We start from the raw sequence: 22,361 nt of genomic DNA, 5'->3' as shown, positions 1-22,361 counted from the left end.
GTATATATATAATACTCTAGATTTTCAAAAGTATATGGTTTCAAATTTATTTACTAAATATACAGAAGTGATAAATTTATTGGAAGAAATAGCTTTTAAACGTATGGATGTAAGAGTTTCTAAGTATCTATTAGATATTTCTAAAAGAACTAATAATAGTGATTATTTATATTTAACACAAGAAAAAATTGCTCAGGAGTTAGGAACTAGCCGTGAAGTAATAACTAGACTACTTACAGATTTTAAAAACAAAGATATAATCACATCTCAAAGAGGTAAAATAACTATAATTAATAGAGATAAATTGATTCACCTAAGCCAGTTATAAAGTTTTAATTGACTTATACTTACATATTATGTAAAATTATAAAAGAATTGAATAAACTTTCTATTCTCTTGTTGAGGGAGTAGCTAGCACGTAAAGTGTGATTAGATCAACATAATGACTATAAAGTCTGGTCTAGTCTTAAATAGCGAGACTCATACACGATTATTTTCGTGTATAAGTCTCGTTTTTTTTGTGCATATTATAAAAAGTTAAGGAGGAATAATAATTATGAGTTTAATATCAATTTTATTAACGTCAATTGCTTTATCTATGGATGCATTTGCGGTATCTATAACTAAAGGAATGACAATTAAAAATATAACCACAAAGTTAGCTTTTAAAATAGCTTTTTTCTTTGGTTTATTTCAAGGAGGAATGCCTCTAATTGGATGGGCGCTAGGAATTAGCTTCGAAGGATACATAAAAGCTTTTGATCATTGGATTGCATTAATATTACTATCATTCTTAGGTATAAAAATGATATATGAATCTATTAAAGGTGAAGATGAGGATGAAGTTGCTTTAGATATCGCTCAAGATAATACTCAAAATAACTTTAATGAGAATGATATAAAAACAAAAGATTTAATAGTATTGTCTGTTGCTACTAGTATAGATGCACTTGCCGTTGGCGTTAGTTTTGCATTTTTAAATATATCTATAGTCCCAGTTGTAAGCGCTATAGCTATAATAACTTTTATAGTGTGTTTTATAGGTGTTTTGATAGGAAAGCAAATAGGTCCAATATTAAAAAATTATGCCGAAATTATAGGTGGTATTATATTAATAGGTATAGGTATTAACATATTTAACGAGCATACAGGGTTTTTATCAAATTTTATTAATTTTTTTAAGTAAATTATAAAAAATATGTGTTTTAACATAAAAAATGGATAAAATTAGCTCCTCGAACGTTTGTTCGCACATGCTTTTTTATCCATTTTTTCTATTATTTAGTTATATTTTCTATATTAAACTCCAAATGCCCATCTACAATCATATGATTTAACTCATTTTCATATAGATTATCTATTTTTTCATCTGTATATAATAAATACTTAGGCACATACATATCCTCTTCTTCATTAGGATTAATAGTTTCAAAAGGCGCTATGAGTATTTGATCAAAATTCAAAATTAACTTTGGAAGTTTTTTAAACACTTCTTCACTATTATCATAATTTTCTTTTGCTAAACTTTCATAAGCTTCAAAGCTCTTTTTATAATATAGGCTAGCTAGCATATATTCACATTTCTTATTACCTAACTTGCTTCCTTCTTTAAAATATTTTTCAGCTTCACTATCTTCATTTAATTTTAGACTCAATTGACCTAAATTAAATATAGATTCTATACACCCTTTTTCTCTTGTTTTTTCATACCAATACTTAGCACTTACATAATCTTTATAATAAATACTATATATTATACCTAACATATGTTGTGAGTACCCATTATCCTCATTTGCGGGAACTTCAAATAACTTTTTAGAAAGCTCATATTCTTCTTTCTCAAATAAAATTTTCCCTAAATGAATCCTAGAATTTAAGTGATCCTTTTCAACAGCTTTTTCATAAAAACTTATCGCTTTATCATAATCATCTAATTCTTCATAAATAATCCCTAATCTATAAATTGCTTCTAGATCATTATTTTCAGCTGCTTTTAGATAATACTTAATTGCTAAATCAAAGTTTTTTAATTGTTCATATATATTACCAAGTTTGACTTGAACAGATGTTAAATCTTCTATCTGTTTGTAATAGTCAATTGCAGAATCTGTATCATTTATTTGTTTATAAAGATCTCCTAGATTTTCTACTGATTCTCTAAATCCATAATCTATACATTTTTTATACAGAGGAATAGCTTCCTCATACAATTTCTCTTCAAATAAAAGACCAGCTAAATTATTGGTAGCTTGTATTATGTCTTTGTCAGAAGCTTCTTTATAATACATTTTAGCTGTGTTTAAATCATTTTCTTTATTATATATATTGCCTAGTTTATAGCTAGATAATATATTGTTTTTATCATAAGCAATTTTATAGTAAAACTTAGCTTCTTCATAGTCTTCTTGCTCGTCATATATGTAAGCTAACCTAAAACTGCATTTTTCATTACCTTTTTCAGCAGCTTTTTTGTAATAAATTTTAGCTTCTTCATAATTTTGATCTGATTCAAATAAAAGACCTAAATTATAGCAAGCTTTTTCGTATCCTAATTTAGACAATTGTTTATAGTTTGAAATAGCATCTTTAAAGTCCCCATTTTCTTGATATATCATAGCTAAATTATATTTTGCATGATTATTTCCTAAAATAGAACCTCTTTTAAAGCAATCTATTGCATTTTGAACATCATTTGCATATCTATATAAAATACCTAGATTGAAAAGAGCATCAGAGAGTTTACCCTCACTAGCTTCCTTTAACCACCTTATAGAATTTTCGTAGTCTCTTAACTTAAAATAAATTACCCCTAAGTTATTTTGAGCTTTCAAATGCCCTAGTAATGCTATCTTTTCATACCAATATATAGCATATTCATATGCTTCTAAACTATAATAGATACTTCCTAAATCATAAGCAGCTTCTTCAACTCCACTTTTAAATGCAAGTTTAAGCCATTTTTCACATTCTTCTATATTACCCTCAGACTGATATAACTTGGCTAACGTATATTGAGCCTTGTCATAGTGATTTATTGAAGCTTGAGTTAATAGCTCTATAGCATCATCAATCTTCCCTAATTTAATGTAAAGGCTAGCTTTAGCATACATTATCTTAGGATCAGTTGGGATATCTTTTATTTTTTTTATTGAAAATTTAATTTTATTCATAAACAATTCCCTACCTACCTTTTGTATTATATTATACATATTTTACCATAATATATCATTATACAATATATATCTAATATTATATATTATATCTCTATATTTTATATAAATTGCATATATTCTTATATTCTGCTAAAATTTATATAATTCTTATATGAATAGGAGGATAATAGTATGGATTTAGATATGTTATTTAAATTGCTAGTTTTTATAGTTATTGCAGGTATAGCTATAAAAAGTATAAAGCTTATTGGAAATATAGTGTTTAAAATTGCTTTAATAGGACTTTGTCTACTAATATTATATAAAGTTATTATTTTAATATAATATTTTATACATAAACTACCACTGTATTTTTTACAGTGGTAGTTTTTAGATTACCTAGGAATTATATAAGCATCTTTAAATCCCTTATCTATAGCTTCTTTTAATACTCTATCTGCGTTTTCTCTTTCTTTGAAAGCACCTACACATACTGCCCATAACTGTTCTTTATTTGAGCTATTATCATACTTAAACTCAATTCCTAAAAATTTGCATATGCCTTTAGCTATTGCTGTTGCAAATTCATCTTGTTTATTTAACAACAGATCTATATCTTCAACATTGTCTATAAATGCTAACTCTATTAAAGCTGCAGCCATTTTTGTTTCTCTAACTACATGAAAATTACCTTCTTTTACGCCTCTATTTTCTGTATATAAATGAGCCTTTACTAATTCTTCGTGTATATCATCTGCTAGTTTTCTATATTTTAACTTATAACAATATGTTTCTATACCTTTTGCTAATTTATTAAATGAATTACAGTGCAATGACACAAAACAATCAGCTCCCCATTTATTCGCTTCACTAGATCTATACTCAAGGGTTTTAAAAGTATCATTGCTTCTAGACATTTTAATATCTAAATCACAGTTTTTAAGTTTTTGCTCAAGTTTTTTTCCTATACTAAGTACTATATCTTTCTCAAGTATGTTATTAACTCCTATAGCACCACTATCATTTCCACCATGACCTAAATCTATATAAACTTTTTTCATATATTCACCATTCTCCTCTTGTAAATTTATATTATCTATTTACTTAAATAACCTTAATTCTACATTAGGCGTTTATATATCTTATTATGATTTCAAAGAAACTGTTACTAACATCTATAAAATAAAAATCGCCACCGATTCGCATATATCGGTGGCGATTTTTATTTTATACTATTTAGATCTATGTAAGCGTCCACTTGAGGAATATATAATAAGTCCTCTTTTATGTGTGTGTTTCCAAATTCTTTTAACTCTAATCCTTCTTCATCTTTTGTTATCTTATACTTAACAATTTGAGTTTCTTCATTTAACTCTCCAAAAAAATATGTGCCCTCATATTGTTTAAACCTAAAACTAAAAGTATCTCTAGTTAATCGTATTTTAAAGCTTTTCATAACAAGTTCCTTTCGATATTAATTTAAAGTTATTAATATAGTATAAAAAAAATCATATTTATTCAAGCCTATATATTAAATTCATCGAAATTTAAACTTAATCTATATTTATTTTTATTAAATCATTATTTTTAGTTTTTATATTAACTATATTACCAGTTAAATTATAATCTAAAGCTTGCATAACCGTTTTTGCTAAGTTATCAGTATCTAAGACATCTGTTTTTAAATTAAGCCATTTAAGCCCATTTATTTTCACCATTCTTTTCACAAACTCAACAGGAAATTTTAAATTTATATTATTTCCACCACTAGATAGTATTTTAACTTTAAAAAGCCTATCATCAATTAAATTTACAGCTTTACTTCTCACCTTATAATTCCCCCTTGATACATATTTTTAACATCCTAAGTATTGAATTATATCTAATTACTTTAATAATATGCTATTATTCGAAGAAATATATTAACTTTATTTAAATTGAGATTATTTTAATAAAAGAAATTAAAATAAAGTGTATAACTAAATGTTTTCGTTGTAGATAAAATTTCGAAAATTAAATTCAGTTTTAAATAAAGTTTTTTGAAAAATATATTAAAGTTTTAAAGATATTTAATATATTTTTAACATAAATTTACATTTGTATAAGTGCTTAAAAATTCAATCTATACACATATCATGTTAATTCTTAAATTTTGAATTTTAAGTATGAAATCTAACTATTTTAGTGAATTTATAGAATTTACAATATATTCCATAAATTTCCAAATATATTGAAATTTTCCCAATATAATATACAATTATCTTGACTAGGAAATGTTTTCCTAAAAGAGTTATTCCTAATAAAAATTTTATATGAAATGGGATGGTATTTTATGGATCAAAAAGAACTAAAAAGATTTAACTTTAATAGTTGGGCCTTTATTGTCAGCTATGCCTTTATGGGACTTATGAGTGGAGTTGCTTTTGACGTCTTAGTAACTTTTTTACAGCAAGTTAATATCTCTACAGCAAGTTCTTTCTCCTCTTTTATGGGGATGAGTAATTTCGTATGTGCCGCAATTTTAATTTTAGCACCAAAGCTTGGATACAAAAAGCTTATAATTACAGGGCCTATAATGACTATAGCTGCATTAATAGCTATATCATTTGTGGATGTAAGTTTTATTTACCCTGTTGCTACACTAGCAATACTTGTAGGTGTTGCATTATTTGATGTTGTGCTACCACCTTATCTTACAGCTTATACTACTGAGAAAGAAAGAACTAAAGTTTTTTCTAGAGCATTGTATATAAATGTTATAGGTATGGTATTGGCAACTTGGTTTGGAGGAACTATTGCAGTATCTAGATTTGCAAGTAGATTAAAAATATCTAACTCTCAAGCAAGTGCAATAACTGAAAATATTAAAGGAATGACTTCTCACCAATTACATGAATTTATATTAGCTCAAAGAGACGTATTACTTATGTTTGTCGTAATTGCAGCACTTTCGCTTATACCTCTTTTATTTATAAAAGAGAAAAAAGAAGATTACTGCGAAGAAACTACTAGTAAAGAGAAAAAATCTTTTGATTGGTCAATATTTAAAAACAAGTATGTTGTACTATGGCTTGTATACTATGCTATGATAAGATTTGGAGCATCATTAATTTGCCCTTACTTCTCAGTATTCTTAAATAATGAACTAGGTATATCAAGAGCTACAACTTCTCAACTTGTATCTTATCAATACTTTGCAATGGTTTTATTCTTATTAATATCACCATGGGTTGTAAAAAAACTAGGAAATGTTATTGCTTTAGGTGGATTAGCACTTTTATCTATACCATTTATGTTGATAATTGCAAATGGTACAGTATTTGGATCTGGAATGGTTTTAGCCGTTGGAGCTGGTCTATTCTTTAGATCAGGATTTATGAACTGTGCAAATCCTATAATGAACTCTCTCCCAATGGAGTTTGTTTCGAAAAACTCTAGACCTGCATATAATTCACTTATATTTGTAGCAGGAGGTGTTACATCTATAATAGCAGGTCAATTTACAAAATTATTCTTATTTAAAATACCAGGTGGATATTCAAAAGCTTATTATATAACAGCTGTTATTTATGTCCTATCATCTGTACTTCTAATAGTTGTGTATAATAAAAAATACAACAGACATGGACAAGATAACAAGGAAGATCAAACTGCATAATATACATAAAAAAAGGAACTATATCAATATAGTTCCTTTTTTATTCAACTAACTATCATTTCATATTCCTCTTTAATTAAATTTCATTTTATGATAAAATCTTTCTAGTATTGAATTAATCTAAATTAAATATTTTAACATGCATGAAGAGGAGATATATCAAATTGTTTAATTACATTAAATTTGCAACCTTTCAAATTATAGGTTTCTTATTATCTATTTTTAAATTAAAGAAGTTTTCAAAGTTTCCTGATAAATTCACAATGGAAAATAAATTTTCTTTTTTACAAAAACAAGCTAAAAACTCTTTAAAATTAGTTAATATAGATGTTCGTATAATTGGCGAGGAAAAAATTCCAAAAGAACCTGTGCTATTTGTTGTTAATCATTCCAGTATGCTAGATAGTTATATATTAATATCTAGTGTAAATAGACCTGTAGGTTGTGTAATAGCTGATGAACCAGTATGGAAAAACATACCTATAGTTTCTAAATGGGCCGCTATAATAAAATGTGTATATATAAATAGACACGACAATAGACAAGGTTTAAAAAGTATTATAGAAGCTTCTAATAATATAATAAACGGTCAAAGCATGGCAATCTTTCCTGAAGGAGATTTAACATGGGTAAAAGATGATCATTCTATAATATCAGAATTTAAAAGTGGGGCATTAAAAATAGCATATAAAGCTAAATGTCCAATCGTACCGATTGTTATAAAAAATTCAAAAGAAACTTACCATGGATATGAACCAGTAGGTAAGATTAAATCTACCAATGTAGAAGTTGAATTTTTAGACCCTGTTTATGATCATATAGAAAATCCTAAAATTAAAACTATTGATTTAGGAGAAAGTATTAGGGAAGATATGATAGAGTCAATTTTAAACTTTAATTTTAAATATAAAAAAGCTATATCTAAATAGATATAGCTTTTTTATATTTAATCATTTTTTGGTTTTTCATATATAGATTGTTTTATTATTTCTTTAAACATTAATGGTTTATTTATATAAGGCTTTGTATCTACAATTGTATTAGAGTTTATACAAGTTTTTATATATCCATTTTCATCTAAAAATATTTCATTACACTTTAAGCATATACTACACTTGTCATTATGAGTATCTCTACTTATTACACCTTTTGAATCATCTAACTTATAATAATCCATTCTTCCGTTTACATAATTTAATTTATGTATCTCTTTTATGCTTTCTAAAACTTCTTTAACATTTATATATCCTTTGTTAAAGAAGCTCATACAGTTAGGATCTGGAACAAGTTCAGAAAAAGAAACCTCTACTGGCAAATATTTTGTTAAGTTAATAAAATCAAAAACTTCATCAGTGTTAAAATCATTTATAAGAGTACAAATTATTTTTGTATTTAGTTTAAAGCTTATACATTTATTAATAAGATCTAATACTTCATTTATATTTATATTGTGATTTAACTTTTTATATTTATATTGCTTTAAGGATTCTAGTCTAACACTTATATTTGTAAGTCCATACGATTTAAGCTCACTAATTTTACTATATATTCCAAATCCATCTGTAACTATTCCTATATGGTTAACATTACACTCACTATTAATATAATTAATTATGTGGCATAAGCCAATTGAATCTATATTGTCATTTAGCTCAAATTCAATATCATCTATTCCCAAATTAATTAATTCTTTAACTACAAATTTTAAATTATCAATATTTAAAATAAAATCTTTACCTAAAGATATAACAAGTTTATGAATATCTCTTTTATATCTATCTATCATAATTACAACACCTCTTTATAAAACCAAACTACCTTTTATCTTTTCTATGTGAAAGATCACCATTATTTTTAACTAGTAATACCTCTGCCATAATTCCAAAAGCTATTTCTGAAACACTACTTGAAGAGATATTAATTCCTACAGGTGCATATATAGATTCTAATAATTTTTTCTCTACACCTTCACTTATTAATTCCTCTTTTAAAGCTTTCCATTTTTTACGACTGCCTATCATACCTATATAAGCTGCTTTGGAGTTTATAACCTCTCTCAAAGCTTCTATATCTTTTTCATAACCTCTAGTAGCAATTACTATATATGTATTGTCATCAATGTTAATTTTGTTTAAAATTTCACTTATATCACCTGAGTAAACTTTTTCTGCATCTGGAAATCTCTCTTCATTTGCAAATTCATGTCTATCATCTACTATAATAGAATAAAAATCTAATCCTTTTGATATATTATATAAAGAATGACCTATATGGCCTCCACCAATAATTAATAATTTTGGCTTTGGTTTAAATACCTTTATATAACCTTTTACATATCCTCCACATTTCATAGTGGTTTCTAGTGATTCCTCTGTAAGTGAATAATCAAAATTGAAATCTTCTCCTGTTTTAATACATTCCCTACATTTATTTATAACAACATTTTCTAGTATTCCGCCACCTATAGTTCCTATTACAGAATCATCTTTAAATACAGCCATTACAGCGCCTTGTTTACCAGGGCTTGAGCCTTTGACATCTGTAAGAGTTACAAAACACACTCTATTACCTAATTCTAAATCTTCATACACTTTCTTTAAAATATATTCATTCATCTATATATCACTCCAATTCATAAGAACAGCCTCTAAAACTCCTCCAGCTATGCATCTAGCTTTATCAGATATAGTTTCGCAATTTTTAAGTTCACTTTTTCTAGGGTCTATATCGGCAATTTTAAGATTTTTTTTAATTTTACTGTTATTTCTTATAATACCTCTTATAATCCCATCCATAGTGGCTAACACATCAACTGAATTTTTACCATTTTCTATTTTAGCAATAACTTGATTTTTATAAACTAAATCTCCTATATCACAAATGTTATTTATAATACCATCTTCAGTTGAATAAATTACTCTTTCCTTACTAAAGCCATTAATATTTCCTGGAATACCTGTGTTTTCAGTTGCATAACCTTTAGTTATTATTCTTCCTAAATCGTGCCCTCTCATTGTTTCTATTACAAAGTCAACATCATATCCAGCTTCAAATCCAGGACCTAATCCAATTGTAATAGGAGCCATATCTTTATTTGTACCTAAATTTTTTTTTGCAATTATAGCATCTATTACAACTTTTGGTTTTAATTTATTAATTAAGATACCCTCAGGATCAATAGTTACACAAACTTTTTTTGATAAAAAAGCTTTTTTTAACTCATCTTTGTTATTTACAAATTTACAAATAACTCCATCTACACACACTTCACCATCGTAAATAGCTTCACTAAAACATACTTTTCTTCTTATAGACAAAGGATCTTTTACTTCCAATGCTAAAACATTAAATCCACATCTACTAAGTTTATGTATAACTCCAGTTGCTATATCTCCAGCACCTCTAACTATAATAAGCTTGTCCACTATTTCCTATCCCCCTTTAATATGTTAATACTATTATACAATACATACCCCCATATATTATAATAATTTTACATAATTATACAAATAAAAAATCTACGCAAATAGAAGAAGCCCTTATCTATTAAAAATAGATAAGAGCCCCTCAAAACAAATTATTATTATTATTTAACGGTAGTAATATTATAACAAAGGAACTTGATACTTTGCAAGTATATTTTATTTAATTCCTATAATTTGTCCTATTGTTAAAAATATCATACATGAAATAAACAGTGTTATAATTAGTGGCATTACAAATCTTAACCACTTAGAATAAGGTATATTTGCAAGAGCTAGTGCTCCCATTAAAACTCCAGATGTAGGAGTTATAACATTTGTAAGTCCTACACCAAATTGATAAGCGGTAACTATTAGTTGAACCGATACTCCAACTAAATCAGATAGTGGTGCTAAAACAGGTATTGTAAGAGAAGCTAGTCCAGATGATGATGGAATTAAAAATGCCAATGCAGCTTCTAGAAACAACGTTAAGTTAACAAAAACTACTTTTGGTAAGTTTTGTAGGTATCCTGCTGCTGAATTCAACATAGTATCTATTATAAATCCATTTTGGGCAATTATAACTATTCCACGTGCTAATGCTATTGCAAGGGCTGCTGATACTAAATCCTTAGCTCCCTCTATAAATGAAATAGCAATAGTCTCTTGATTAAGTCCTCCTATAATACCAGCTAAAACTCCAATAGCAATAAAGATCATAGCAATTTCAGATATATACCATCCAAGTTTTAAAACTCCAAATATCATCATTGTCATTCCCGTTGCAAATATAATTAATACTCCTATTTCTTTAGCTGTAAAGTCTTTTATATTAGAACTCTCCATTTGAATATGTTTTTTAGTTTCTAGGTCTAAATCATAAACTATAGATTTTTTAGGATACTTTTTTATATTTCTAGCATAAAAAATTACAAACGCAATAGAAATAGTTATCAAAATTATATATATCAAAAATCTAAAACCGATACCCGACCCAGGTGTTATTTGAGCTAATGCTTGAGCTATTCCAACTGAGAAAGGATTTATAGTTGAAGCTATATTACCTGTCATAGCTCCTAAAAATACAGTAGCTACAGCAGTAAGTGAATCATATCCAATAGCGAGCATTAAAGGAACAAATATCATGTAAAATGGTAATGTTTCTTCAGCCATTCCAAATACTGTACCTCCTAAGCTAAACAATATCATAGATATAGGTATTATTATAATTTCATTTCCTCTTAGTTTTTTAACAACAGCATTAATCCCAGCTTCTATAGCACCTGTCTTATTAACTATCCCAAATGATCCTCCAACTAATAAAACAAATCCTACAATCTCTGCAGCATCTACAAAACCATCTATTGGAGCTCTAAATATATCATCAATGTTTTGAGGGTTTTCCTTAACATGTTCATAGGTATTTGGAATTACCACCAACCTATTATCTATTTCTTTTCGTTGAAATTGACCACTTGGTATAATCCAAGTTAAAATAGCCATAAAAACTATTAGTAAAAATATTATTGTAAATGTATGAGGGATGACTAATCGTTTTTGTTTATTCATAGAATAACTAATTCCTCCTTAAATAAAGCTTATCTCTATTAGTTATTACCAATTTTATAATTTATATATTTTATTACTTTAATTACCAGGTTACGATTAACCTACTTTCTTCATAGTATAAATTAATGTTAGGGGGGATTTTTGTGACATCTTTTATTATGTATGGTTTATGCATACTGATAACAGTTATTTCTTTTTTTAAAGACAGGGAAAAAACCAAGAATGCTTATATAAATGCAGCGAAATCCTTTGAAAATATTATGCCCCAATTTCTTTGTATAGTTATAATAATCGCTATAATTCTAGCTATTATTAATCCTGTTTCTATTTCTAAGTTTATAGGTCCAAATTCAAGTATTTTTGGAGTATCGATAGCATCTTTTATAGGCTCTATAACTACTATGCCTACATTTGTAGCTTTTTCTACTGGAGATATATTATTAAAAAGCGGAGCGGGTTACTCTCAAGTAGCAGCTTTTATATCAACATCTACAATGGTTGGAATCTTAACATTCTCACTTGAATCTAAATATATTGGCAAAAAAGCTGCCTTCTACAGGAATTTTATAGCTTTTCTATTTGCATTTTTAGTAGCAGCTTTCATAGGGGGAGTATTAGTATGAGCACTTTAACATTAGTAATAAAAAGATATAAATATTTTTTTATAAGTTCATTCATTTGTATTTTAATATGTTTATATAATATAAATATAGGATATAAAATTTTTAATATTACAACTTCTAGTTTAATCCAAATGCTATCTATCCTTCCTCCAGTAATGGTCATGTTAAGTCTTTTAGATATTTGGGTTCCTAAAAAATATTTTATAAAGTATATGGGTGATAGCTCTGGTGTTAAAGGTATATTTATTTCTTTTTTAATAGCATTTTTTTCTGCTGGACCCATGTATGCTGCATTTCCATTTACAGCTGTACTTATCAAAAAGGGAGTAAAATTTTCTAACATTATTATTTTTCTTAATGCTTGGTGTGTTACTAAATTTTCAACATTATTATTTGAAATTGGAGCGTTGGGATATAAGTTTACTATACTTCGATTAATAATTGATATTCCAGGAGTTATAATAATGGGATATTTAGTTGACTATCTTATGAGAAAGCAAATAGATATAAGTTAAAAATTTTAGTTGAATTTTATATGAAAAGGGGTAGTTTGATATGTCGTCTAATGTTTATGTTGTGATACAAAAAGACTTAGGGTATATGCTAACTATAAATGAATCATCTATAACTTGTGATGAGTTCAGAAAGACATGTGATGCAATAGTTGGTGAATTTGGAAAAGATGTATTTATACTTCACCAAAAACTTATTGAAGTTTATGGTTTTGAAAAGGCATCTATACAGTGTACTTATATGGTTGAATAGCAAAAAAATTCACAATTACTATGGGTAATATAAACTTAATAGTAATTGTGAATTTTAAATTATATATCTAATATTTTTTTATACTCATCATTGTTTAAACGCTTGATAAATTCAGATATAAGTTTAACTGTATTATCATAATCATCCTTATGAATTATACTAGCATGAGAATGGATATATCTTGTAGGAATACCAATACTTATACAAGGAGCTCCATTATGAGCCAAGTGCATCTGGCTAGCATCAGTGCCTCCAAATGGAAGTGCATTTATCTGATATGGAATATTAAGTTCTTCAGATAAATTAATTAAATAGTTTTTAAGACCTACATGACCTACTAAACCTCCATCAAATATATGTATTTGAGGTCCACTTCCAAGCTTACCATCTCCTAACTTCGTGTCGCATCCTACAGTGTCATTGCCAATACTTACATCTAGTGAAAATCCAATATCGGGATTTACTACATTAGAGCTAGTTTTAGCTCCTCTACATCCAACTTCTTCTTGAACAGTGCCTACTGCGTATACTATATTTTTATGATCTTCATTTTTTAAACTTTTTAATATATCTATAAATAGCGCACATCCGACTCTATCATCCCAAGCTTTAGCAAGTAGATATTTAGGATTTGCCATTTGCTCAAACTTAAAATATGGAGTTATCATATCTCCTTGTTTTATTCCTAACTTTTCAACTTCATCTTTTGATTCAACCCCTATATCTATAAACATATTTTCTTTATCTATAGAAGTTTTAACATCTTTGGTATTTATTGAGTTTATTATTCCTGTATATTCATTTCCAGTTGATGTTGTTATTATAACCTTTTGACTATTCATAACCTTTCCACTCCACCCGCCTAATGTTTGAAAAGTTATAAATCCATTATCATCTATATTTGTCACTAAAAAACCTATTTCATCCATATGCCCTGCTAGCATAACTTTAGGTCCATCTTCATTCCCCATTTTCTTGCAAATTAAACTTCCTAAATTGTCTGTAGTTACTTCATCTACATATTCAGATATATATCCTTTAATCAAATTTCTAACATCTTTTTCAAATCCTGGAATTCCTTTAGCTTCTGTTAATTTTTTAAACATATCTAACTGTGTACTCATATGCTCCCCCTTAATTTAAAAATGTATAATTACAATATTATACTTTCACAGTACAATATATATTCCTTAAATATAAAGCCAATATTCAAAATTTTATAAAAAAATAGTGTAATTTATTAAATTACACTATTTTTAAATCTTATAATATGACTTTAACCTCTTCGTTTATAGTTATAGAATGTTCACTTACATTGCAATCGTATGAAATTATGTTAACTCCACTTAAACTTGCTTTTTTTAACATATCTCCAAATTCTTGATGCATTTTAATATTAGGTGTAAAATACTTTACATTATCCATTTGTACAACAAATAATATATAGCTTACATATCCATCTTTAGATGCTTCTATAAGCTCTCCTACATGTTTGACTCCTCGTTCAGTTTTAGCATCGGGAAATAAAACCACACCATTTTCTTCTAAAGTAACTCCTTTTACTTCAACAAAAGCTTTTTTAGTTTTTGTTTCGATATATATATCAAATCTAGATGACTTATATGTTTTTTCAGGTTTTATAGTTAATAATTCTTCATCTAGCCCAGGAAGAATTATTTTTTTATTTATTAAAGCTTCATAGGCTATTTTATTCGGAACTTGCGAATCCATATTGATTAGTCTATTTCCTTTTACAACACTTATAAGTGAATACTTAGTTTTTCTCTTTGGGTTATCATGTTCTTGTAAATATACAGTACAACCTTCAATTAAAAGTTCTTTACACTTACCTGTATTTTTTACATGAACAATTTCTTCTTTTCCATCTACAATACAATGTGCTATAAATCTATTTGGTCGTTTTACAAAAGTAGCTTTTACAATATTATCATAAATCATGTCATCATCCCTCATATATTAGTCTACAGATTTTAAAGATTCAACCATTTTTACTTTTTTTAGTTTAAAATACATACAAAGATTTACTAATGTAGCAAATATAAATGTAAGCATACCAGATAGTATAAAACTAATAGGTTTTATATCTCTTCCAAACATAACAAATTCAAGTTCAGCAGTCGTCATTATAAATCTATGTAAAAATACACCTAAAATTAGACCTAGAATTGTTCCTATTACAGTTAAAATTATATTTTCTCTAAACACATAGGAAGATACTTCATTATCATAAAATCCTAAGACTTTTATAGTTGCTATTTCTCTTATTCTCTCGCTTATATTAACATTTGTAAGATTATATAAAACAATAAATGCTAAAGCTCCTGCAGATACTATTATAAGTATAACCACACTATTTAAATTAGTTATCATATCAGAAAAAGAACTTTTTGCACTTGTGTTGAATGTAGCTGAATTTATATTGTCTAGGTTCATCATATCTTTACCTAGTTTATCTTGTGAAACTCCATCTTTTGTATTAATTAGTACCTCATTAAATTTAATATTTTCATTGAAAGTACTTTTATACAATTGGGGACTCATATATAAATAATGTCCTACATAGTTTTCTACTATACCAGAAACTTTTACTTTAAACTCTTTATTATCTTCATTTTTTAATATTATTGAATCTCCATCTTTAACTTTTAATAATTTAGCTAATTTTTCAGTTATTAAAACACCGTTATTATTTAAAGTATACTTTTTATTACTTACCCTATTTTTTAAGTTTATAAATTTATTTATATCATTAATATTCTCAGGGACTACAATATTTACATCCTTTTCTACAGAATTACTAATAACCTTATAACTCTTATTTTTTATATTTAAATAATTATTTATTCGGTCATCACTATCTATGACTTTTTCTTCTTTAGTTTTAGAATTCTTATCAACATCTTTACCATAGTTTAAAGTCAAGTTATACTTAATTATTTGACCATATTGATTATCTACTATAGACGATATAGAGTCTTTTATTCCAAATCCAGTTAATAAAAGAGCACTACATCCGGCTATTCCTATTACAGTCATAAAAAATCTTTTTTTGTATCTAAAGATATTTCTACAAGTTACCTTTTGTGTGAAATTTAATCTATTCCAAATAAAACTTATTCTTTCAAGTAATATTCTTTTTCCTTCCTTAGGGGCCTTAGGTCTCATAAGTATAGACGGAACTTCTTTTAGCTCTTTATAGCAAGAATATATTGAAGCTAATGTAGTTGTTAAAACTGCTATTAATGTAGATAATATAATTAATTTTACACTAAATACTAGAGTAACCTTAGGTAGTGTATATGTCATACTGGCATATGCATTATATATAACTGAAGGAAATACAGTAAGCCCTATTAAATTTCCTAAGGAGCTTCCTAGAACACTCGCTAACAATGAATATAGTATATATTTTAACATTATAGATCCAGTACCATATCCTAAAGCTTTCATAGTACCAATATTTGTTCTTTGTTCATCAACCATTCTAGTCATAGTAGTTAAACAAATTAAGGCTGCTAATGAAAAGAAAAATACAGGGAAAATTTTAGAAATAGATTCTATACTATTAGCAGAGTTTTTATAATCAACAAACCCATAATTAGTATTTCTATCTAAGATATACCACTTTCCATTTTTTATATCTTTAATTTTTTTCTCTTCTCGATCAATTTCATCCTGAGCTTTTTGCAACTTAGATTCTACTTCTTTTTTATTTTTTAAATATGTAGCTTGTCCTTTTTCAAGTTCATTTTTACCTTGTGCAAGTTTGTATCTAGCATTTTTAAATTCCGATTCAGCTTCTTTTTTCTTTACATCAAGATTACTTCTTTGACTGTTTATTAATTCTTTATTTTTTTCTATATCCGTTTTAGCTAATAACAATTTATTTTGAGTGTCGTTAAAAACTTGTTCTTGTTTTATTATCTCTTCTCTTGCCTGTGATAAAGCACTTTCAGATACTTCAAGCTTTTGTTTACTTTTTTCTAAAATAAATTCAAGTTCTTTTCTTTTTTCTTCATCTAAGTATTCATTAGATAAAACTTGTTCTATACTAGATATATACTCCTTTAACTTACCAACTTCATCTTCTTGTTCTTTTAGCTTATCCTTAGCTTTGTTTATTTCTTGCTGGGCAGAATCTTTGCTTGTATTAAAAACATTTATTTGTTTATTCAATTCAATTTCACTTAAACTTAATTTTTCAGAAGCTGAACTTATTGCTTTTTCTGCAGAAGATATTTCACTTTTAACTTGATTTTCTTTTTTATCAAGATCCTGTTCACTATTTTCTATTTTAGACCTGGAGTTTTCAATTTTAGTTTTAGCTTTGTCAAGTTCATTATAAACATTAGTTTTTTCTTTTTGTAACTTTGATTTACCTTCAGATAATTTTTCATTAGCATCCTTAATTATTTCTTTATATCTTAAGCTAGCTCGGTCTTTTCCAAGATCAACTAATTTATCTTCTATATTTTGTACTTTATCTTCATATTCTTTTGAATAAGAATTTAAATCTTTCGCTCCATCTACAGTTATATAACTTTCTGTGTAGTTAGTTAGTTTAAATTCATTATTTAAAACCATTATAAAGCTATTTAAAGTTCCACTACCTATATTACTACTACCTTTTGCCTTTGCTATATAATATGGTGTTTCTACTTTACCAACAACTTTATATTCATTGTGTTTTAGAGTAGTACTTAAATCTTCATTGTTATCTCCATAAATTTTAATTGTACTTCCTAGTGGTATATCCTTAGAGTCCTCAATTAAGCACTCTCCCTCTGATTTAGGATATCTACCTTCAGTTATTTTTATTTTATTTATATAATCACTATTACTTTTTTCTGGCAATCCATGGACTTTTAAAACTAATTGATTTGTACCTATACTAGTTAAAACCTCTTTTGAATATGTAGGATACACATTAGAAATTCCATCTATCTTAGAAATTGAATTAATATCTTTATCTGTTAATCCTAAATTTGAAACCACAGTCAAGTCCATTAAATTATTTTGGTCATAATACTTATCTGCTGTAACTTCCATTACAGGAGATGCAACTTTTATTCCCGTAAAAAAAGAAACCCCTAAAGTTATTATTGCAAAAACAGATAAAAATCTACCTTTAGATTTTTTTATCTCCCTAAAAGTATCTTTAAATAAAGGATTTCTCATATTTACCACTCTATCCTTTCTATAGGAATAGGCGCTTCATTTTTTTCTACTTTATGTACTTTACCATTTCTTACAGTAATTACTTTATCACCCATAGGAGCAATTGCCATGTTGTGTGTAATTATAACCACAGTAACACCAAGTGTTTTATTTGTATCTTGAAGCACTTTAAGAATTGATTTACCAGTATTATAATCTAGTGCGCCAGTGGGCTCATCACATAAAAGTAATTTTGGATTCTTAGCAAGAGCCCTAGCTATGGCTACTCTTTGTTGTTCTCCTCCAGATAATTGTGATGGAAAATTATTTTTTCTATGGCTAAGTCCTACTGATTCTATAACTTGCTTGGGGTTTAAAGGGTTTTTACAAATTTGAGTAGCTAATTCTACATTTTCTATCGCAGTTAAGTTTTGAACTAAATTATAAAATTGGAATACAAATCCGATATCATGTCTTCTGTATTTAGTTAACTCTTTATCGTTATAATTACTTATATTTTTAGAATCAACAATTACAACTCCATCTGTTGAAGAATCCATGCCTCCCAATATATTTAATATGGTGCTTTTTCCTGCTCCACTAGCACCTACAATTATTACAAGTTCACCTTTATCAATTGAAAAATCCACGCCATCTAATGCATTTATTTCAACTTCACCCATAGTATAGGTCTTTTTTACATTTTCAAATTTTATGTAGTTTTTCATATCATCTCCTCCTGTTTCTTATAGTCATTATACACTATTTGAGATGATAACTAAATCTAATTTAAAATTAATCTTTCTTTTGATTTGGCATTTCTAAAGCTGTAGATTTTCCAAAGTAATATCCTACAACCATACTAAAGATAGGCATAAATTCAGATGGTTTTATACTTCCTATTATACTTAAGTAGCAAAATACAATAGTTAGACATATCGCAATCATCTTTCTTACACTTGAAAAAACGTCTTTTAAAATATCTGTAAATTTCATAAACTCCCCCCTTAGTATAGTTTATTATCTTAATTGATGTATATACCTATCAATACAAACAAAAAAACTATCCTTTGAGTTTAATTAGACAAAATAGAATCCATCAAATTTAACTTTTCAGATAGTTTTTTATTATATGATTAATTTTTTAGATTAAAGTTTCTTTTACTTCGCAAACCTCGTATTCATCTGCTTTTTTACCAAATAGTTGTACTCCTATGAAAATAGCTATTATCGAAATAGGTATAACTATATATATTGATATTCCTAGTCCTGCAGGAATATATCCAAATAATACAGTTATACTTGCTACAAATAACGCATATGGCATTTGTGTTTTTACATGGTCAATGTGGTTACATCCAGCTCCCATAGATGATAGTATTGTTGTATCTGATATAGGAGAGCAGTGATCACCAAATATAGCTCCTGTAAGTACCGCACTTGTAGATATTACTATAAATGATATATCAGGGTTTATAGAATGAGCAAGAGGGATTGCAAGAGGCATTAGTATACCCATAGTTCCATAAGCAGTGCCTGTTGAAAAAGATATTATTGATCCTAATATAAATATTACACTAGGTAGTAAAAATGCTGGCATAGACCCTGATAGTAATGTAACTAAAAATTTAGCTGTACCCAAATCTTTTATTACTGAACTTAAAGACCATGCTAGTATTAATATGACAGCTGTCATTAATAAGCTTTTCATCCCATCTATCCAAATTTCTATAGCTTCGGATACTTTAAATATTTTTTTCGAAACAGCCATTAAAATAGCAACTATACTTGAAATAATAGATGATTGAAATAGTGCTACAGATGCATCAGCTGAACTAAAAGCTTCTTTTATAGCTAAAAATGATAATGGTGATTTAAGCATTAAATTTTGAAGTTCAATATTATCACCATTAACTATTGATGTATAACCACTGTAATAGAAAAATATTAATGATGTAACTATAAGAGTTCCAATAGGTATAATAGCATTCCATACACTCAACTTCACTCCATCTTTAGGTTCTAACTCTGATTGAATTGAATCGTTATGTTTTGTATCTAAGTTATTAAAATTAGATTGTTTAGCTTTAATCTCAGCTTTTCTCATAGGCCCAAAATCCTTCGCTAAAACAATAGTTATAATTACAAATGCTAAAATTAATATATTATAAAATCTATAAGGAATAGTTTGTAAAAATATCCCAAAAGCATCATTATTTAGGCCAATACCTGAAAATGCATCATTTATAAGTCCAACCTCTAATCCTATCCATGTAGATATTATTGCAAGTCCCGCAATAGGTGCAGCTGTTGCATCAATTATAAAAGCAAGCCTTTCTCTTGAAATATTCATTTTATCACTTACTGGTCTCATAATAGGCCCTACTATTAATGAGTTTGCATAATCATCAAAGAATACTAAAAGTCCTAAAAACCATGTTATAATTTGAGTTCCTTTTGAACTTTTAGCTTTATCAGCTAAACTTATTGCTATTGCTTTAGCTCCTCCCATTTTTGCTACTAGATGAATAACTCCTCCAATAGCTAGAACTTGAAGTATTATACCTGCATTCCAAGGATCAGCAAGTGAATTAAGGGCTCTATATATAAAATCTATAAATCCTTGAGGTAAAGCTAAAAGTAAATTAGTACTATTTAAGCTAAGTAAAAAGCTACCTGATAAAATACCTATAAATAATGATATTACAACATTTTTAGTAATAAAAGCTAAAAGTATAGATACTATCGGTGGAATTAAAGTTAAGAATTTAAATTTATTTGCATTTTGAAATGCTATGTCTGTTTCTTGAGCAAATGAAATTGGTGTTACTAAAATTATTAAAACTAAAGTTAATAAAGCTACAACATATTTTTTGTTCCTCATAAAAATCCTCCCTAAATTTAACTTTAGTGAATGCAAAGGGTAATAAATACTTAGGGCTTTAAATAAGAAAAAGCCTTGAGTATACACTCAAGGCTTTTTATATTATGCAAAATCTGCACAATATTAGATTCCTTAAATGATAGCTCAACACAAATATAATTTGTGACAGTGATGTATATATTTTATACATCCCCAGCATATAACCTTAAAGCATCAGTTATAAACTTCGGCGATAATTCCTTTCCTAGTAAATCTATGTGCTTAACTCATTACTAGTACTTATAAGTACCGCGCCTCTACCTTTTTTATTCACTTTTTATATTAAGTAAATTATATATATGTTATTGTAAATAATCAACTGTTTTTTCATTATTTTCTAAATTTTCATGATTTTCAAAACTTATCTAACAACTTTTCTAGTTAAAGTTCCTATACCTAATCCCATCATTACAACACCTACTAAGACTTCTAGATTTGTTAATATATAACTAACTTCTGTAGGCTTACAATTTATTGTTCCTACTCCTCCGAAAGAACCAATACTTAAACTTAATGTTTCATTTAAATCTTTTAAAACTTTAGAAATAGATAGTTTTTTTATAGTGCTCATATTATAAATAATTGTTTTATCATCTACTTCTACTCCTAAAAACAAATATAAAATTGCAAAAATAACTATAATAACTAACGATGAATATATTGCAAATTCAGGTCTTTCTCCGTATCCACAAGTTAGCCAGTATAAATAGGATTCTAACTTAGGTATTACTTTTAAAGCTTTTCTTTGGGTAGTTTTACACAAATAATAATATTCTCCAAAGTTATTATTTAAAGAGTTCTCTTTAAATTTATCGGCTAAGGTTTCATATGTCATATAAAGACCTTCATATTCGTCTCTAGTTTTAAACTTAACAGGTAATTTATCAAAGAAGCTTTTTTCATCTAGTTTGGTTTGAAATTTATCTCTGAACTCTAAATCTTTAATATATGTTGAAATAGTTTTGGCACCACATAAATCGCAGTCAGAAAAAATTATCATACTCAAATAACTTTCTATAATTATAATAT

Annotated in this window: 22 protein-coding genes, 1 pseudogene and 1 riboswitch; of the genes and pseudogenes, 8 read left to right on the top strand and 15 right to left on the bottom strand. The window is 27.2% G+C overall.

The window, feature by feature from the left end; genetic code table 11:
- Positions 1-328, top strand: a 328-nt coding sequence (locus RWY47_RS05250) for a Crp/Fnr family transcriptional regulator (protein WP_316030263.1), incomplete at its 5' end; no start/stop codon positions are given.
- A 228-nt stretch (positions 329-556) separates the two neighbouring features.
- Positions 557-1,186: a manganese efflux pump MntP gene (locus RWY47_RS05245; protein WP_021430577.1), complete on the top strand. Its 630-nt coding sequence runs from the start codon at positions 557-559 to the stop codon at positions 1,184-1,186.
- Between the two features lie 91 nt (positions 1,187-1,277).
- On the opposite strand, the gene RWY47_RS05240 is transcribed toward RWY47_RS05245, so the two are convergent.
- Positions 1,278-3,170: a tetratricopeptide repeat protein gene (locus tag RWY47_RS05240; RefSeq protein ID WP_150842759.1), complete on the bottom strand. Its 1,893-nt coding sequence runs from the start codon at positions 3,168-3,170 to the stop codon at positions 1,278-1,280.
- 174 nt (positions 3,171-3,344) lie between these two features.
- Between RWY47_RS05240 and RWY47_RS05235 the strand changes: the two genes are divergently transcribed.
- Entirely contained in the window at positions 3,345-3,497 is a 153-nt protein-coding gene (locus RWY47_RS05235) for a hypothetical protein (protein WP_168931251.1), read from the top strand.
- Between the two features lie 50 nt (positions 3,498-3,547).
- Here RWY47_RS05235 and RWY47_RS05230 read toward each other — a convergent pair whose 3' ends face one another.
- From RWY47_RS05230 to RWY47_RS05220, 3 genes are all read right to left on the bottom strand, one after another.
- A complete protein-coding gene (locus RWY47_RS05230; protein WP_148550466.1) occupies positions 3,548-4,213 on the bottom strand; it encodes an N-acetylmuramoyl-L-alanine amidase in 666 nt (221 codons plus the stop codon).
- A gap of 161 nt (positions 4,214-4,374) precedes the next feature.
- Entirely contained in the window at positions 4,375-4,608 is a 234-nt protein-coding gene (locus RWY47_RS05225) for a hypothetical protein (protein WP_021430573.1), read from the bottom strand.
- Between the two features lie 97 nt (positions 4,609-4,705).
- A complete protein-coding gene (locus RWY47_RS05220; RefSeq protein WP_224170317.1) occupies positions 4,706-4,981 on the bottom strand; it encodes a hypothetical protein in 276 nt (91 codons plus the stop codon).
- Between the two features lie 503 nt (positions 4,982-5,484).
- Here RWY47_RS05220 and RWY47_RS05215 point away from each other — a divergent pair.
- Positions 5,485-6,810, top strand: a complete 1,326-nt coding sequence (locus RWY47_RS05215; RefSeq protein WP_021430571.1) for an MFS transporter — start codon at positions 5,485-5,487, stop codon at positions 6,808-6,810.
- A gap of 164 nt (positions 6,811-6,974) precedes the next feature.
- Entirely contained in the window at positions 6,975-7,739 is a 765-nt protein-coding gene (locus RWY47_RS05210) for a lysophospholipid acyltransferase family protein (protein ID WP_142731106.1), read from the top strand.
- Positions 7,740-7,756: 17 nt separating this feature from the next.
- Here RWY47_RS05210 and RWY47_RS05205 read toward each other — a convergent pair whose 3' ends face one another.
- From RWY47_RS05205 to RWY47_RS05190, 4 genes are all read right to left on the bottom strand, one after another.
- Positions 7,757-8,596: a radical SAM protein gene (locus RWY47_RS05205; RefSeq protein WP_224170318.1), complete on the bottom strand. Its 840-nt coding sequence runs from the start codon at positions 8,594-8,596 to the stop codon at positions 7,757-7,759.
- 28 nt (positions 8,597-8,624) lie between these two features.
- Positions 8,625-9,425, bottom strand: coding sequence for an XdhC family protein (locus RWY47_RS05200; protein WP_025162949.1), 801 nt, complete (start codon positions 9,423-9,425; stop codon positions 8,625-8,627).
- Entirely contained in the window at positions 9,426-10,235 is an 810-nt protein-coding gene (gene yqeB / locus RWY47_RS05195) for a selenium-dependent molybdenum cofactor biosynthesis protein YqeB (RefSeq protein ID WP_332842046.1), read from the bottom strand. It lies immediately after the preceding gene.
- 216 nt (positions 10,236-10,451) lie between these two features.
- Entirely contained in the window at positions 10,452-11,843 is a 1,392-nt protein-coding gene (locus RWY47_RS05190) for a YfcC family protein (RefSeq protein WP_021431000.1), read from the bottom strand.
- A gap of 143 nt (positions 11,844-11,986) precedes the next feature.
- Between RWY47_RS05190 and RWY47_RS05185 the strand changes: the two genes are divergently transcribed.
- From RWY47_RS05185 to RWY47_RS05175, 3 genes are read left to right on the top strand one after another with little or no spacing between them, the layout of a single operon-like run.
- The gene (locus RWY47_RS05185) at positions 11,987-12,466 is read left to right on the top strand and encodes a permease (protein WP_021430999.1); all 480 of its coding nucleotides are present in this window, start codon (positions 11,987-11,989) and stop codon (positions 12,464-12,466) included.
- Positions 12,463-12,981, top strand: coding sequence for a permease (locus tag RWY47_RS05180; protein ID WP_021430998.1), 519 nt, complete (start codon positions 12,463-12,465; stop codon positions 12,979-12,981). The genes RWY47_RS05185 and RWY47_RS05180 overlap by 4 nt, the downstream gene beginning before the upstream one ends.
- Positions 12,982-13,021: 40 nt before the next feature.
- Positions 13,022-13,231 (top strand): hypothetical protein, encoded by a 210-nt coding sequence (locus RWY47_RS05175; protein WP_021430997.1) that lies wholly within the window; start codon positions 13,022-13,024, stop codon positions 13,229-13,231.
- Between the two features lie 59 nt (positions 13,232-13,290).
- Here the strand turns inward: RWY47_RS05175 and RWY47_RS05170 are convergent, their stop codons facing one another.
- The 7 genes and pseudogenes from RWY47_RS05170 to RWY47_RS05140 all read right to left on the bottom strand — a co-directional run.
- Positions 13,291-14,355, bottom strand: a complete 1,065-nt coding sequence (locus RWY47_RS05170) for a M42 family metallopeptidase (RefSeq protein ID WP_168931259.1) — start codon at positions 14,353-14,355, stop codon at positions 13,291-13,293.
- 139 nt (positions 14,356-14,494) lie between these two features.
- Positions 14,495-15,190 carry a DNA/RNA nuclease SfsA gene (sfsA, locus tag RWY47_RS05165; protein WP_224170319.1) on the bottom strand — a complete coding sequence of 232 codons (696 nt, stop codon included), beginning with the start codon at positions 15,188-15,190 and terminating at the stop codon, positions 14,495-14,497.
- 18 nt (positions 15,191-15,208) lie between these two features.
- Positions 15,209-18,430, bottom strand: a complete 3,222-nt coding sequence (locus RWY47_RS05160) for an ABC transporter permease (protein WP_224170320.1) — start codon at positions 18,428-18,430, stop codon at positions 15,209-15,211.
- 2 nt (positions 18,431-18,432) lie between these two features.
- Positions 18,433-19,137: an ABC transporter ATP-binding protein gene (locus tag RWY47_RS05155; RefSeq protein WP_021430993.1), complete on the bottom strand. Its 705-nt coding sequence runs from the start codon at positions 19,135-19,137 to the stop codon at positions 18,433-18,435.
- Positions 19,138-19,204: 67 nt separating this feature from the next.
- Positions 19,205-19,405, bottom strand: coding sequence for a hypothetical protein (locus RWY47_RS05150; RefSeq protein ID WP_021430992.1), 201 nt, complete (start codon positions 19,403-19,405; stop codon positions 19,205-19,207).
- A gap of 148 nt (positions 19,406-19,553) precedes the next feature.
- Positions 19,554-21,293 carry a Na+/H+ antiporter NhaC family protein gene (locus tag RWY47_RS05145; protein WP_150842722.1) on the bottom strand — a complete coding sequence of 580 codons (1,740 nt, stop codon included), beginning with the start codon at positions 21,291-21,293 and terminating at the stop codon, positions 19,554-19,556.
- 132 nt (positions 21,294-21,425) lie between these two features.
- A riboswitch (Lysine riboswitch) is annotated at positions 21,426-21,600 on the bottom strand.
- A 93-nt stretch (positions 21,601-21,693) separates the two neighbouring features.
- A pseudogene (locus tag RWY47_RS05140) lies at positions 21,694-22,361 on the bottom strand (pentapeptide repeat-containing protein); the annotation flags it as partial.

It is taken from the genome of Paraclostridium sp. MRS3W1 (assembly GCF_032465715.1).
GTDB classification, from domain to species: domain Bacteria; phylum Bacillota; class Clostridia; order Peptostreptococcales; family Peptostreptococcaceae; genus Paraclostridium; species Paraclostridium dentum.
This window is presented reverse-complemented; position numbering and strand designations above follow the sequence as displayed.